General features: G+C 63.8%; 14 protein-coding genes. 7 read left to right on the top strand and 7 right to left on the bottom strand.

Annotation, left to right across the window (positions count from 1 at the left end):
* The first annotated feature begins 59 nt into the window (after window positions 1-59).
* Window positions 60-833 (top strand): ABC transporter ATP-binding protein, encoded by a 774-nt coding sequence (locus C2U70_RS15870; RefSeq protein WP_140979364.1) that lies wholly within the window; start codon window positions 60-62, stop codon window positions 831-833.
* Window positions 826-1,650, top strand: coding sequence for an ABC transporter permease (locus C2U70_RS15865; RefSeq protein ID WP_186294291.1), 825 nt, complete (start codon window positions 826-828; stop codon window positions 1,648-1,650). The genes C2U70_RS15870 and C2U70_RS15865 overlap by 8 nt, the downstream gene beginning before the upstream one ends.
* Before the next feature lie 105 nt (window positions 1,651-1,755).
* Here C2U70_RS15865 and gtdA read toward each other — a convergent pair whose 3' ends face one another.
* A complete protein-coding gene (gtdA, locus tag C2U70_RS15860) occupies window positions 1,756-2,796 on the bottom strand; it encodes a gentisate 1,2-dioxygenase (protein WP_140979362.1) in 1,041 nt (346 codons plus the stop codon).
* Between the two features lie 141 nt (window positions 2,797-2,937).
* On the opposite strand from gtdA, the gene maiA reads away from it, so the two are divergent.
* On the top strand, window positions 2,938-3,570 hold the full coding sequence (gene maiA, locus C2U70_RS15855) for a maleylacetoacetate isomerase (protein WP_140979361.1): 633 nt from the start codon (window positions 2,938-2,940) through the stop codon (window positions 3,568-3,570).
* Window positions 3,560-4,072, top strand: a complete 513-nt coding sequence (locus C2U70_RS15850) for a MarR family winged helix-turn-helix transcriptional regulator (RefSeq protein WP_140979360.1) — start codon at window positions 3,560-3,562, stop codon at window positions 4,070-4,072. Before maiA ends, C2U70_RS15850 begins: the two co-directional genes overlap by 11 nt.
* 224 nt (window positions 4,073-4,296) lie before the next feature.
* Here C2U70_RS15850 and C2U70_RS15845 read toward each other — a convergent pair whose 3' ends face one another.
* From C2U70_RS15845 to C2U70_RS15825, 5 genes are all read right to left on the bottom strand, one after another.
* On the bottom strand, window positions 4,297-5,910 hold the full coding sequence (locus C2U70_RS15845) for a benzoate-CoA ligase family protein (protein ID WP_140979359.1): 1,614 nt from the start codon (window positions 5,908-5,910) through the stop codon (window positions 4,297-4,299).
* The gene (locus C2U70_RS15840) at window positions 5,907-7,046 is read right to left on the bottom strand and encodes an FAD-dependent monooxygenase (protein WP_186294290.1); all 1,140 of its coding nucleotides are present in this window, start codon (window positions 7,044-7,046) and stop codon (window positions 5,907-5,909) included. The genes C2U70_RS15845 and C2U70_RS15840 overlap by 4 nt, the downstream gene beginning before the upstream one ends.
* A gap of 101 nt (window positions 7,047-7,147) precedes the next feature.
* The gene (locus C2U70_RS15835; protein ID WP_140979358.1) at window positions 7,148-7,363 is read right to left on the bottom strand and encodes a hypothetical protein; all 216 of its coding nucleotides are present in this window, start codon (window positions 7,361-7,363) and stop codon (window positions 7,148-7,150) included.
* Window positions 7,364-7,503: 140 nt separating this feature from the next.
* Window positions 7,504-8,334: a cysteine rich repeat-containing protein gene (locus C2U70_RS15830; RefSeq protein WP_140979357.1), complete on the bottom strand. Its 831-nt coding sequence runs from the start codon at window positions 8,332-8,334 to the stop codon at window positions 7,504-7,506.
* A 164-nt stretch (window positions 8,335-8,498) separates the two neighbouring features.
* A complete protein-coding gene (locus tag C2U70_RS15825; RefSeq protein WP_140979356.1) occupies window positions 8,499-9,500 on the bottom strand; it encodes an NADP-dependent oxidoreductase in 1,002 nt (333 codons plus the stop codon).
* 220 nt (window positions 9,501-9,720) lie between these two features.
* Between C2U70_RS15825 and C2U70_RS15820 the strand changes: the two genes are divergently transcribed.
* Together C2U70_RS15820 and C2U70_RS15815 are read left to right on the top strand one after the other, a co-directional pair.
* Window positions 9,721-11,016 (top strand): dicarboxylate/amino acid:cation symporter, encoded by a 1,296-nt coding sequence (locus tag C2U70_RS15820; protein ID WP_140979355.1) that lies wholly within the window; start codon window positions 9,721-9,723, stop codon window positions 11,014-11,016.
* 9 nt (window positions 11,017-11,025) lie between these two features.
* On the top strand, window positions 11,026-11,952 hold the full coding sequence (locus C2U70_RS15815) for an amino acid ABC transporter substrate-binding protein (protein ID WP_140979354.1): 927 nt from the start codon (window positions 11,026-11,028) through the stop codon (window positions 11,950-11,952).
* Window positions 11,953-12,094: 142 nt separating this feature from the next.
* On the opposite strand, the gene C2U70_RS15810 is transcribed toward C2U70_RS15815, so the two are convergent.
* Entirely contained in the window at window positions 12,095-13,015 is a 921-nt protein-coding gene (locus C2U70_RS15810) for a RimK-like protein (RefSeq protein ID WP_186294289.1), read from the bottom strand.
* A 391-nt stretch (window positions 13,016-13,406) separates the two neighbouring features.
* Between C2U70_RS15810 and C2U70_RS15805 the strand changes: the two genes are divergently transcribed.
* Window positions 13,407-14,180 carry a ferredoxin--NADP reductase gene (locus C2U70_RS15805; protein ID WP_140979352.1) on the top strand — a complete coding sequence of 258 codons (774 nt, stop codon included), beginning with the start codon at window positions 13,407-13,409 and terminating at the stop codon, window positions 14,178-14,180.
* Window positions 14,181-14,434: the final 254 nt, after the last annotated feature.

Here is a 14,434-nt window from a genome sequence, read left to right as displayed (position 1 = left end):
TGCCCGGGACAAGCCCGGGCATGACGACCAAACGGACTTCGGAGCAAGACGACGTACCAATGGACCTGATCGCCGACCACATCAGCCACCGCTTCGGCGAGCTCGCCGTGCTCGACGACGTGTCGTTCACGGTGGGCAGCGGTGAGGTGGTGGCGATCGTAGGTCCCTCCGGCTGCGGCAAGAGCACGCTGCTGTCGATCCTCGGCGGATTGCTGCAGCCGGCCTCGGGTGCGGCCGAGCTGCGCGGTGCGCCGCCGGCCGACAGCCTCAATCCGCTGACTTTTGTGTTCCAGGATTTTGCGCTGCTGCCCTGGGCCAATGTCGAGGAGAACGTCGAATTCCCGCTGCTGCACACGCAGCTCTCGGCCGCCGCGCGCCGCGCGCAGGTCGACGATGCCCTGCGCCGCACGGGTCTCACTGATTTCCGCACCGCCTATCCAAAGCAACTCTCCGGCGGCATGCGCCAGCGTGTCGGCATTTCGCGTGCGCTCGCGGTGAGGCCTGCGATCCTGTTGATGGACGAGCCGTTGTCGGCGCTGGACTCGCAGACCCGCGAGTTGCTGATGGAAGACTTCGTCCGCCTGCTCGCCGACGGCGCAATGGGCGCGGCCTATGTCACGCATAATCTCGAAGAGGCCGTGCGGCTCGCCGACCGCATCGTCGTGCTGTCGCGCCGGCCCGGCCGTATCCGCGAAGTGGTCTCGATCTCGATGACCCGCGCCGAACGCGGTGAGGCGGCTGCGCGCGGAAAGATGCTCGAGCTGCAGAACCAGTTGTGGTCGTTGATCCGCACCGAGGCGATCGATGCCGAGCGCGAGGTCCAGCATGCTTGACCGCGCAGCGCAGGCCGGTACACCGAAGGACGCCACGACGCGGCGCGTGCGTTTCCGTGGCGCAGGCTTTGTGCCGGCGTCGAGCCGGTTTGGCGGCTGGATCGGTCTCGCGGTCGTCATCGCGGTCTGGCAGATCGCGGGCAGCAGCGGCTTGATCAATCCGCTGTTCCTGCCGGCGCCGTCGGCGATCGCGAAGGCGATCTATGAGCTCGCTGTCTCCGGCGCGCTCTGGCAGCACGTTTCGGTGTCACTGCTGCGTATCGGTGCCGGCTGGATGCTCGGGACCGCTGCCGGTGTCGCGGTCGGCTTTGCCATCGGGCTTTCTCGCGTCGCACGCAGCGTCGGCATCACCTTCATCTCGGCGCTGTTTCCGATCCCAAAAATCGCGCTGCTGCCGCTGCTCATTCTCTGGCTTGGCATCGGTGAAGAGCCGAAGGTCGCGACCATTGCGTTAGGGGTGTTCTTCTCCACCGCAATATCAGTCTATAGCGGCGTCGATGCCGTGCCGCGCAATCTCATCCGCATGGCGCAGAGCTTCAACGTGCCGTTTGCGACGATCGTGCGGAAGGTAATCTGGCCGGGCGCGCTGCCTTCGATCCTCGCCGGCTTCCGCATCACGGCGTCAGTTGCGCTTCTGCTCGTCGTCAGCGCCGAGATGATCGGCGCGCAATACGGCATCGGCGCCTTCGTGCTGCAGGCCGGCAATCTCATGCAGACGGATCAACTCTTGGCGGGCGTGGTGATCTTGTCGGTGTTCGGGCTGGCGGTGGGCAAGGTGATCAATCTGCTGGAGACGCGGCTCCTCCACTGGCGGTAGCCTTCCTGTCATTGCGAGCGCAGCGAAGCAATCCAGACTGTCTCCGCGGAAAGATTCTGGATTGCTTCGCTGCGCTCGCAATGACGGTGTAGTTGCCACCGTGCCTTACGCATTCCCGCGATCTTCCCGGAACAGATCCAGCTTCTGCTGCACCGGCCGATCCGAGAAGCTGAACAGCACGGCATCGGCGTCCGCCTCGTGTGTCACCCAGTGCCAGCTCGGTGCGACGAAGAGATCGCGCGGGCCCCACTCAAACACCTGGTCGCCGATGCGGCTGCGGCCCTTGCCTTCGATGGCGCAAAACACGGTGGCATCGGTCGAACGATAGCGCGCGGTCTTGAAAGCCTTTGGCAGGAGCTGGATGAAGGTGCCGATGGTCGGCATGGCGTAGTCGCCGGTCTCGGGATTGCTGAATTTCAGCTTGAGCCCGTGGCAGGCGTCCCACTCCTCGCGCAGCTTCGCTTTCTCCAGCGCCTCGCGGGTGTGGGCGTAGGGATAGCTGAAGATCGGCGACGTCTTCGACGACCGCTTCACATCCACCGGCAGCAGGTTGTGGCCGTAGCGCGCAAAGCTATCGCCGGCGGGCTTTGTGATCTTCTGCTGGTCTTCGTGGGAGCCTTCCGCAAAGGAGCAGTCGAAGAACTGCACCATGGGAATATCGAGCCCATCGAGCCAGAACATCGGCTCATCGGTCTCGTTGGAATGATCGTGCCAGGTCATCGACGGCGTGATGATGAAGTCGCCCATCTCCATCGCGGTGCGCTCGCCGTCGACGGCGGTGTGGGCGCCCTTGCCCTCGAGCACGAAGCGCAGCGCCGACTGGCTGTGCCGGTGCGCGGGCGCGACGTCGCCGGGCACCACCATCTGCACGCCGGCATAGAGCGAGGTCGTGATCTTGGACTGGCCGCGCAGGCCGGGATTTTCCAGCACCAGCACGCGCCGCTCGGCTTCCTTGGCGGTGATCAGCTTGCCCGCTTCCGTCATGTAGTTGCGGATGACGTCGAACCTCCAGAGATGCGGCCGGCAGGCGCTTTTCGGCTCCGGCGTGATCAGGTCGCTCATGACCGTCCACAGCGCGGTGAGATTCTCGCCGTCGATCTTCTTGTAGAACGCCTCGCGTTCCGGCGTCTTAGTCACGGCTTCCATGGCGAGCCTCCGGTCGTTTCGTATTTGAGATTGACAGTATACTGACAATCTAGATAGCGTCAACTTGACGATTGCCGTCGTAAACTGTCATTCGGGGCTCTCACTTCGCGAGCCCCGGAATGACAGACAGGGAGGCTTCCCATGAAGCTGCACGGTTATTTCCGCTCCAGCGCGGCCTATCGGGTGCGCATCGCCCTGAACCTGAAGGGGCTGTCGGCCGAGCATCTGCCGCATCATCTTCGAAAAGGAGAGCAATGCGCGCCCGCTTATCTTGCCATCAATCCGCAAGGCCTGGTGCCCGCACTGGAGAGCGATGCCGGCGCGGTGCTGACCCAGTCGGTCGCCATCATCGAATGGCTCGACGAGACGCACCCCAATCCGCCGCTGCTGCCGAAGGACGCGCTGCGTCGCGCAAAAGTGCGGGCGTTCGCGCTGGCGATCGCCTGCGACACCCATCCGGTGCAAAATCTGAAAGTGCTGGCGCGGCTGCGCGAGCTCGGCCTTGCCGAGGATAAGGTTCAGGAATGGGCGGCCTGGGTCAATCGCGAGGGTCTCTCGGCTTGCGAGACGCTGGTAAAGGACGAACCTGGCCCGTTCTGCTTCGGCGACGCCCCGACGCTGGCCGATCTCTGTCTGGTGCCGCAGCTTGCCAACGCGCGTCGTTTCGGCGTCGACGTGTCAGCCTATCCGCGCCTGCTCAAGGCCGAAGCGGCTGCCAAAGCATTGCCCGCCTTCGCCAACGCTGCACCGGAGCGGCAGCCCGATGCCGAGTAAGCCACAGCCTCCGGTCACGATGGACGCGGTCTATGCCGCGCCGGGCTATCTGTTCCGGCGCATGCAGCAGATCGCGGTGTCGATCTTCATGGAGGAGTGCAAGGAATTCGATCTGACGCCGGTGCAGTATGCAGCGCTGGTCGCAATCCACACCCATCCCGGCATCGATGCCACGCGGCTCTCGGCCGTGATCGCCTTCGATCGCTCGACGCTTGGCAGCGTCATCGAGCGGCTGCAGGCCAAGCAATATGTCGAACGAAAGCCGTCGCCGGAGGACAAGCGGATCAAGCTGCTCCATTTGACGAAGTCAGGGGCGGCGCTGCTCAAGGAGATCATCCCCGCCGTCGAGCGCGCCCAGGCGCGCATGCTGGAGCCGCTGAAGCCAGCCGATCGCAAGTCGCTGATGGCGCTCTTGGTGCAGCTCGTCGACCTCAACAACGAAGCCTCGCGCGTGCCGCTGCGCGCGGAGGATGCACTGGAGCATCTGGGGAAGGCAGGATAGGGCAGTGTCGCGTAATTGGATGAGCAGGCGCCTCACGGCCAACTCGTCGTCCCGGACAAGCGCGCGGAGCGGCGCGCAGATCCGGGACCCATAACCACAGGATCGAGTTTGGCGAAGACTCGTGGCTAAGAATCTCGCACCACAACTACTCCCTGGGGTTATGGATCCCGGCCTTCGCCGGGATGACACTGAGAGTGTGGCTGCGCAGTGCGCTCCTTATTCACTCACATCCTCAACAACGCCTGCCGGTCGATCTTCCCCGTCCCCGTCTTCGGCAACTCGTCGATGAAGATCACCTCGCGCGGATATTTGTACGGCAGCAGCTTGCCTTTCACGTAATCCTGCAGCTTTCGCGTCGTCGTGCCCTGATCGCAGCCGCGGTCATTCATCACGACGACGGCCTTCAGCGTCATGCGTCGATCCGGCAGCTCCGCCGCAAACACCGCGCATTCGCGGATCTCCGGGTGATCGGCAAGGCACAGCTCGACCTCGAGCGGATAGACCCACTGGCCGGAGATCTTGATGAGATCGTCGGCGCGACCGCGGAAGAAATGGAAGCCGTCGCTATCGCGGACGAAGCGGTCGCCGGTGTAAATCCACCCCTCCTCGCGAATGGTCTCGGCCGACTTGTCCGGCCGGTTCCAGTACAACGGCGTGTTGGAATCGCCGCGCACCCACAAAATGCCCTCTTCGTTATCGCCGACCTCGCGGCCCTCCTTGTCGCGGAGCAAAACCTCGTAGCCGGGAACGCGCAGGCCGGCGGCGCCGAGCTTCTTCTTCTCTGGGCTGTTGCTGAGATAGATGTGCAACACCTCGGTCGAACCGAGCCCCTCGACGATCTCGAGCCCGGTGAGCTTCTTCCAGCCGTTGAAGACTTCGGCTGACAGCACTTCGGCGGCGGAGAGCGCCATGCGAAGTGAGGAGAAGTTGGTCTTGTCGGCGCCGTCAGCCTTGGTCAGCGACGTGTAGAGTGTCGGCAGGCCGAAGAAGACGGTCGGCTTGAAGCGTTCGATCGCTTCGAAGATCGTCGCCGGCTTGGGCTGGCCCGGCAAGAGCAGCGTCGCCGCGCCGGCCATGAACGGAAAAGTGACGGAATTGCCAAAACCATAAGCGAAGAAGATTTTTGGCACCGAGAAGCAGATGTCGTCAGGTCCGAGCTTCAGGACATTCTGCGCAAAGGCCGCCTCGCTATAGGCCATGTCGTGCTGCAGATGCACGATGCCCTTTGGTCGTCCGGTCGAGCCGGAGGAGTACATCCAGAACGCCATCTCGTTGCGATGCGTGTCGGCCTCAGCGAGCTCGGCCGGAAACTGCGCGAGCCAATCGGCGGCTGCGACGGCCTGCGGTGCAGAATTGTCGCCCACGGCACCATTGACGACAACAAGCGTGCGGAGGCCTGTGTCCTTGCAGGCCTCTGCGTTGAATCGCGTACAGAACTCGGCATCCGCGACTGCAACCGTCGCGCCGGAATCGGCGAGGTAAAATTGCAGCAGGTCCGGCGGCGTCAGCGTGTTGATCAGCAGCGGCACAAAACCCGCGCGCACTGCGCCGAAAAACGCAGCCGGATAGGCCGGCGTGTCGTCCAGGAACAGCAGCACGCGATCGCCGCGCTCGAGGCCCAGCGACGCAAAGCCGTTGCCCCAGCGGCAGGCGTCCGCGCAGAGCTCGGCATAGCTGCGCGTGCCGGCCGGGCCGATCAGCGCCGTTCTTTCGCCGCGACCCTTGACGAGATTGTCGAACAGCACGCGGCTCGCGTTGTAGCGCTCGGGCAGAGCAAAGCCGATCTCGCGCGCGCCCGGGCTGTCCGCGGGCACCTGATCCCTGATAACAGCGCTCATGCCGCGCTCCCGCCGTTCTTCGCAGCCTCGTATTGCGCCATGAAGGCGGGTGACATATGGCGCAAGCGCGCATCGTCGATCCGCCCGGAGCGGGTGATGTAGCTGTAGGCAAAGTCCATCAGGTCGAGCTTCATGTGCTCGGCAAAATGCTCGTACCAGAAGGCCGAGGTGCGTGCGGCGTTGACCAGCTTCTGCACGATCGGCTTGCGCTCGGCCTGGTAGCGGTGCAGCGCGGTCGCCAGATGCGCATCCGATTCCAGCGCCTTCACCAGCGCGATGGCATCCTCGATCGCAAGCCGCGTGCCCGAGCCGATCGAGAAATGCGCCGAGTGCAGGGCATCGCCGATCAGCACCATGTTCTTGAACGACCAGTGCTCGTTCCACACCCAGGGGAAATTGCGCCACACCGATTTGTTCGAGACCAGCGAGCGGCCGCCGAGCGTGTCGGCAAACACCTCCTCGCACACGCCCTTGGACTGCTCGACGTCCTTGTAGGCGAAGCCATAGGCCTGCCAGGTCGCGTGGTCGCATTCGACCAGGAAGGTGCTCATGGTCGGCGAATAGCGGTAGTGGTGGGCGTTGAAGGCGCCGCGGTCGGTCTTCACAAAGGTCTGCGACAGCGTGTCGAAGCGTTTTGAGGTGCCGTACCAGACGAACTTGTTCGACGAGTAGGACAGCGAGGTGCCGAAATCGCCCTCGTAGGCGCGCCGCACCTGCGAGTTCAATCCGTCGGCAGCGACGATCAGGTCGTAGCTGGCGAGCTCGTCGACCGAATGGATCTGGGTATCGAAGCGCGGGGTGACGCCGGTTCCGAGCGCGCGCCGCTGCAAAAACCTGAGCAGCTCGAGTCGGCCGATCGAGGAGAAGCCGACGCCGTCGATGGCGACGCTGTCGCCGCCATGGTTGAGCGTGATGTTCTCCCAGCTCTCCATATGCGGCGCGATCGCGTCGACCGTCTCGGGGTCGTCGGCGCGCAGGAATTCCAGCGCCTGGTCGGAGAACACGACGCCAAACCCCCAGGTCGCGTCGGCCGGGTTCTGTTCGAACAGGTCGACCTGGTCCTCGGGGTGGCGCCTCTTCCAGAGATAGGCGAAGTAGAGCCCGCCAGGCCCTCCGCCGATCACGGCGATCCGCAACGTCTGCCTCCCTATTTGACAGTATACTTACTATCTGGGGCTAGACTAGTCTGCTCCGGCAATTAGCGCCAGAGGAATTATTGGCAAGCCGGTCCGTCACCTCAAACGCAGCGTTTGACCCAGACGCCGTTCACCAGGACGGTGGTGCACCGCACGGCCGGCACCGGCTTGCGAACCACGACGGCCGCGTTCGGCCCGGCGCAACCGGCGCGATAGACGCCACGGGCGCACACCACGGCATTGGCATCGGTTGCCTCGACGACCATGGTCGCGCCGAAGGCGAGGATCGCTGACGCGATCAGCAGGAATGAACGCATGTTTGTTCTCCCGGTCTTGTCGTGATCGAAACGGAGGCGTTTGGAACGTGGCGTATCGGTGAACCTGGGCGCGGGCATCTTGTCACGCGCGCGCCAGGAAGTCGACGCGAGCCGGACCTGCCGGCGCGCGTCGAATGGCTCTATCGCGCGGCAAACGGTGCCAGCACGTCCTTGCAGGCGGGCGACAGTTTTGCCGCCTGGTTCGCGACGCATTGGATGATGCGGCCGCCGCCGGGCGCGACGCCGGCGCACAGCGTACGGATGTCGGCGCTGCAGGCGGAGCGGACGATGAACAGTTCTTCGCGCGGCAGCAACGGACGCAACACGATCACGGTCGGCGCATCCGCTGGTGCGGCTGCAGCGGGCGCCGCGCCCGCAGGCGCGGCTGTTGTCGCTGCGCCACCGCCGCCTCCGGCTGCAGCCGCCAGCGCCTTCGCACAGGCCGCCGACACCTTTGCCTTGTTCTTCTCCAGGCACTCCAGGGCGGGCGCGCCGCCGGGCGGCACGCTCGCGCAGACCTTGGGATAGTCGGAGCGACACGCGCTCTTCACTGCCGAGACTTCCGCGCTGGTCGGCTGCTTGGCGGCCGCCGGTTTTTCGGTCGATGATTTTGGTGCAGCGGTGGTGGCCGCGGGCTTGGCCGCGGGCTCTGCCGCCGGCGCTGCAGTGTCCGCCTTTGGCGCAGCCGGGGCGGCTTCGGTCTTCGGCACTGCCGCCGGCTCGATCGCGCGCACCGCGCTCTGGCATGATGACGACAGGCTCGACATGTTCTTTTGCAGGCACTGCAGCGCTTCCGTGCCGCCGGGCGGAACGCTTGCGCAATGCGACTGGTAGTCCGACCGGCACGCGGAACGGATTGCGCTCTTCTGCGCATCGGTCGGCGCCTGCGCCAAAGCAGGTGTTGCAACTGCGAAGAGAGCCGCCGCCAGCAACGCCTTTCGCGTTGCGACACATTTCAACGTCTTGAACATCTGAGTGAATTCCTGCCTTACGGTGCAGCCGAAGATTTGCTTCAAGGCTTCCGAAAATGATGCATGCGCAATCGTCGCGAGGGGATCTCGCGACGCCATCATTTGCCGCTTTGGCCGCTACCGCAAGTAGATTAGTGTTTCACAGCGATGTCGTGACGATGTCGTCAGACCCTCACCATGCGCTTGCCGCGGTTCTCGCCGGCGAGCAATCCGATCAGCGCTTTGGGCGTGTTCGCGAGTCCGTCGATCACATCCTCCTGCACTTTCAATTTGCCCGACTTGACCCAGCCTTGCAGCTCGGCGAGCGCAGAATCGTATTGCTTCATGAAATCCATCACGATGAAGCCCTGCATGACGAGACGCTTCACCACGATGAGGCCGGGCACGCCGCGCGGGCCATGCGCTGACGGCACGCCGTCATATTGCGAGACTGCTCCGCAGCAGGCGATGCGGCCAAAATTGTTCATCTGCGGAAGGCAGGCTTCGAGGATGTCGCCGCCGACATTGTCGAAATAGACGTCGATGCCCTTCGGCGCCGCCGCGCGCAGCGCCTTGAACGTCGCGCCGTCCTTGTAGTCGACGGCGGCATCGAAGCCGAGCTCCGAGACCAGCCAGTTACACTTGTCCGCACCGCCGGCGATGCCGACCACGCGGCAGCCCTTGATCTTGGCGATCTGCCCGACGATCGATCCGACCGAGCCCGCGGCTGCAGAGACAACCACGGTCTCACCCTCCTTGGGCTTGCCGATCTCCAAGAGGCCGAAATAGGCGGTGAGGCCGGCGATGCCGAACACGCTGAGCAGATGCGTGAGCGGTTCCAGCTTCGGCATCTTGTTGAGATGTTTTGCCGGCACTGCCGCATAGTCCTGCCAGCCGGTGTCGCCGAACACGATGTCGCCGGCCGCGAGCCCAGGCGCCTTCGAAGAGACGACTTCGGCGATGCCGCCGCCCGCCATCACGCTGTTGGCTTCGACGGCCGAGCGATAGGTCGCGCCATGCATCCAGGCGCGGTTGGCGGCGTCGAGCGAGATGTAACGCACGCGCAGCAAGGCCTCGCCGTCCTTCGGCTCCGGCACGGTGCCTTCGACCATCTTGAAGTGCTCGGGGCCGAGCTTGCCGCTCGGCTTTTCCACCAGAAGGATCTGGCGATTGACGGTCCCGCTCATGGCTTTCCTCTCTGACAATTAGCGATTGTTTTGGCGATTATTGGTGCAGCTCGCGCGCGGAAAACGAGCAAGCCGCACTTGTTGTGCGCTGCATGAAGGCTAGTTCGCCTGTTTCCATTTCGCAACGGGAACATCTCTCGGGTGCCGCCGCACGCCAAGCGTGTTGCCGACTGTCAAAAACTGCGACACTATGAAGCGCCGGTGGATGTGGGGGTACGCAATGTCGAACAGGTTCACGCAATACATCCTTGCCGCGATGGTTCTGGGCATCGTCATGGGTGCCGCGATCTTCAACTTCCTGCCCGACACGCGCGCCGACTGGGCCTCGTCCATCAACCTGATCGCCATGATGTTCCTGCGCCTGATCAAGATGATCATCGCGCCCCTGGTGTTTGCGACCCTGGTCGGCGGCATCGCGCATATGGGCTCAGGTGCGCGGCTCGGGCGCATCTTCGCCAAGACCATGGGCTGGTTCATCAGCGCCTCCTTCATCTCACTGCTGCTCGGCCTCATCATGGTCAACCTGCTGCAGCCGGGCGCGAACTTCCCGGGCACGCTGCCCCAGGCGGGGCAGTCGACCGGCCTGCCGGTTTCGGCCTTCTCGATCGAGAAATTCTTGACCCATCTGATCCCGACCTCGATCGCGGACGCGATGGCACAGAACGAGATTCTGCAGATCGTGATCTTCGCCGTGTTCTTTTCGGTGGCGATGGGCTCGATGCCCGAGCGCTCGAAGCCGATTTTGGCGATGATCGACGACGTCGCACACATCATGCTCAAGGTGACGAGCTATGTGATGCTGTTCGCACCGCTCGCCGTCTGGGCCGCGATCACGGCGACCGTTGCCAAAAACGGCCTCGGCGTGCTCTGGAAGCTCGTCGTCTTCATGGGCGGCTTCTATCTGGCGCTCGCGATCCTCTGGGTCATCCTGGTGGTGGTCGGCTTCATCGTGATCGGGCCGCGATACAGCCATCTCCTGAAACTGATCCGCGAGCCGCTGATGATCGCGTTCTCCACCGCGAGCTCGGAAGCGGCCTATCCGAAGACGCTGGAGGGGTTGACCAAGTTCGGCGCCTCCTCGCGCATCTCGAGCTTCGTGCTGCCGCTCGGCTATTCCTTCAATCTCGACGGCACGATGATGTATTGCACCTTCGCGAGCATCTTCATCGCGCAGACCTATCATATCGAGATGTCGCTCGCGACGCAGCTCGCGATGCTCGCGACCCTGATGATCACCTCCAAGGGCGTGGCCGGCGTGCCGCGCGCCTCGCTGGTGGTGATCGCCTCGACGCTGGCGCAGTTCGGCATCCCCGAGGCCGGCCTGTTGATGATCATGGGCATCGATACCTTCCTCGACATGGGACGCAGCGCCACCAACGTGATCGGTAACTCGCTCGCGACCGCCGTGGTCGCGAAGTGGGAAGGCGAGCTCGGACCCGAGCACGAGCTCGGGCCGGGCGAACAGGTGACGCCGGACATGGTCCCCGGCGAAGTGCCTGCGATGGGCCATGGTTAGGAGCGCCCCATGCGCCAGACATTATGGAGGCCTTTGACGGCCGGTGGCCTGTGGCTCGCGGCATGCCTGCTCGCGACCGTGGCATCCGCCCAGACCGCCAGCGAAGGGTTGAGCCCGACGCTGTCGACCATCAAGAGCGCGCATGTCGTGCGGCTCGGCTACCGCGAAAGCTCGCCGCCGTTCTCCTTCCTCGATCAGGCCAACCGCCCGATCGGCTACAGCCTCGAGCTCTGCGAGGCCATCGTGGAGGAGATCGGCGTCGAGGTCGACGATCCCAATCTGAAGATCGAATACGTCAAGGTCACCTCGGATGACCGTATCGACGCGGTCCTGCAGAAGAATATCGACCTCGAATGCGGCTCGACCACGGCGAACGCCGAACGCGGCAAGCGCGTCGCGTTCTCGCCGCTGATGTTCGTCGCCGGCACCAAGCTGATGGTGCCGAAGGCGTCCACTGTGGCCGACGTCAAGGATCTCAAGGGCAAGACCGTGGTGGTGACCAAGGGCACCACCAACGAGCAGGCGATGCACGCCGTGGACAAGAAGCAGTCGCTCGGCCTCAACATCGTGGCCTCGCCGGACCACGAGCAGTCGTACCAGATGCTCGCCGACGGCAAGGCCGATGCATTCGCGACCGACGACATCCTGCTCTACGGTTTGATCGTCCGCCACAAGGCCCAGGACAAGTTCCGCGTCGTCGGCGACTATCTGTCCTACGATCCCTACGGCATCATGTTCCGCAAGGGCGAGCCGCAATTGTCGGCCGTGGTCGAGCGCACCTTCCGCAAGCTCGGCTCCAACCGCGATCTCGTGCCGCTCTACAACAAATGGTTCACCGCGCGGCTTCCGACCGGCGAACGGCTGAACGTGCCGATCTCGCTGCAACTCGAGGAAGCCTTCAAGGCGATGGATGATTCGGCGAGCGCGAATAATTAAATTGGAGCGTAAACCGTCATCCTGAGGTGCTCGCTCCGCGGTGCAAGTGCACCGCGGAGCGAGCCTCGAAGGATGAACAGCCCCGCTGCTGCCCGTCGCCCTTCGAGGCCTCCGCTTCGCTCCGGCACCTCAGGGTGACGGACTAGCGTCCGTGCGGCTCGCCAAACACCCGATCCAGCGCCGCGCCATACGTCGCATGCGCGAGCTCCGGGTAGAGCTTTCCGAGTGCCTCCATCATCACGCCGGAGTTGATCTCCAGCACGCGCCACACCCCGCTCACGCGCACAATGTCGATCGAGGTGAAGGCGATGCCGATGGCGCGCGCGGCGTTGACGGCGATCGCGGCGCAGACGGCGTGAATGTCGCCATGCTCGATAAGCACCGGCTTCGCGCCGGCGTCGAGGTTGTGCCGCCAGGTCAGGATGCGGCGCTCGCCGTTCGGCACGACGGCCTCGCGTTGATCGGAGGTAACTTCGCCCAGGCGTGTCTCGAGCCCGGCCGCGCGTGCCAGCTCGCGCATGGTTCTGGTGCCGTCGCCGACCACCGACGGCCGCTCCTTGCGATAGACCACCATCGGCGTCGCATCGAGCAGGATGACGCGGACCTCCTCCTCGATCTCGACATAGGGCGAGATCACCAGCGCCTGACTCGCGTTAAAGATCTGTTCGACCGCAAGCCTCAGTTCGGGCTCAGTCGTCACCCTGATCACCAGCCGGCCCGCTGTTCCCTCGTTCGGCTTCAGCACCAGACCTTGCGGGTGCTCCATGAGCAAGGCGCGCATCGTTTCCTCGGCGCCGGGCGCGGGCACGAGTCTTGGATCGATGAAGTGCCGGTGCGGAATGCAGGGTACGCCGGCCAAGACCAGCACCTCAGCAGTCGCGGATTTGTCGTTGGCGAGCCGGTGCGCGATCGAACTGTTGAGGCCGATGTCGTAGCCGAAGGCGAAATGGCGCTGTGGGCCGCGGGCCATCGCGATCAGCCAGCCGTCCGCCCGCACGTCGATCTCGATGCCGTGACGCGCGCAATACTGCCTGATCGCCGTGACGAAGACCCGCTCGGGCATGTCCAAAACCGCTCCATCCGCGCGAAATCCGCCGTCATGCGGAAATCAGCGGCCTGCCATGGCAGAAATCAGAGCTATTCTTAATGAATTTTGCGCGAGCGGGATGGAAATTAAGTGCTGTTCGCGAGCCCGCTAAGGAAAAGAAATTGCCCATTGCGCGCGCTCCGCAGAAAATCCGTTAATTGTGCTGCAAATCGCGCCTCCAAATGCCCGTTTGAGCCGTGTCAATGCGCCCGGGACGAGGTTGATTATCTGTCTCAATGGCGTAGATCACGCACGCGAAATCATCCGCCATGACAGTGGTGTGCGACCCCGTTTCGGGGCCAGAGCACCTTTGTTCAAGAGCCACCCTTTTGTTCAAGACCCGCATCAATTCGGAATATCGAGACACATGAGCGCGTTCTATCGAGAGAAGGTTCTTTCCGTTCAGCACTGGACCGACACCCTGTTCAGCTTCCGCGCCACGCGCGATTCCGGCTTCCGTTTCCAGAACGGTCAGTTCGCGATGATCGGCCTCGAGGTCGATGGCCGTCCGTTGCTGCGGGCCTACAGCATGGCGAGCGCCAACCACGAGGAAGAGCTCGAGTTCTTCTCGATCAAGGTGCAGGACGGCCCGCTCACCTCGCGTCTCCAGAAGATCAAGGAAGGCGACACCATCCTGGTCGGCCGCAAGGCGACCGGCACGCTGATCACCGACAACCTGATCGCCGGCAAGCGCCTGCTGCTGCTGTCGACCGGCACCGGCCTTGCGCCGTTCGCGAGCCTGATCAAGGACCCGGACGTCTATGACCGGTTCGAGAGCATCGTGCTGGTGCACGGCTGCCGCCAGGTCTCCGAGCTCGCCTATGGCGAGCAGCTCGTCGCCAACATGCAGAACGACGAACTGTTCGGGCCGCTGCTGTCCGAGAAGCTGGTCTACTATCCGACCGTGACCCGCGAGCCGTTCCGCAATCGCGGCCGCATCACCGATCTCATCAACTCCAACCAGTTGTTCGAGGACATCGGCCAGGGCCCGCTCGACATCGAAACCGACCGCGTCATGATGTGCGGCAGCCCCGCCATGCTCGAAGAGCTCAAGGTGATGTTCGAGGGCAAGGGCTTTGCCGAAGGCAGCGGCAACACGCCCGGCCATTTCGTGATCGAGAAGGCGTTCGTGGAGCGGTAAGGCTCCGCTGGCGCGATCAATCTCCCTGTTGTCCCGGCCTTCCCCGGGACGACGGCGGTGAGTTTGGCCAGCACCGCGTCGCCTCACTCCCCAACTTTGTTATTGGCTCGCCTTCAGCGCGCGCTGCTATAACCTGCTCCCAAAACCTCGCGACTCTATTGCAACGCGAGAGCAGGGGGAGCGTCGCGCGTCTTGTCCGTGATCGATCATGTTCGCTCGCCAAAGCCGACGGCCTTCGTGCTGGCGGGCGGCGG

The sequence above is a fragment of the Bradyrhizobium guangdongense genome (genome assembly GCF_006483445.1).
In the GTDB taxonomy this organism is placed as follows: domain Bacteria; phylum Pseudomonadota; class Alphaproteobacteria; order Rhizobiales; family Xanthobacteraceae; genus Bradyrhizobium; species Bradyrhizobium guangdongense_A.
The sequence above is the reverse complement of the archived record's forward strand: the minus strand, read 5'-3'. Positions and strand labels throughout refer to the sequence as shown.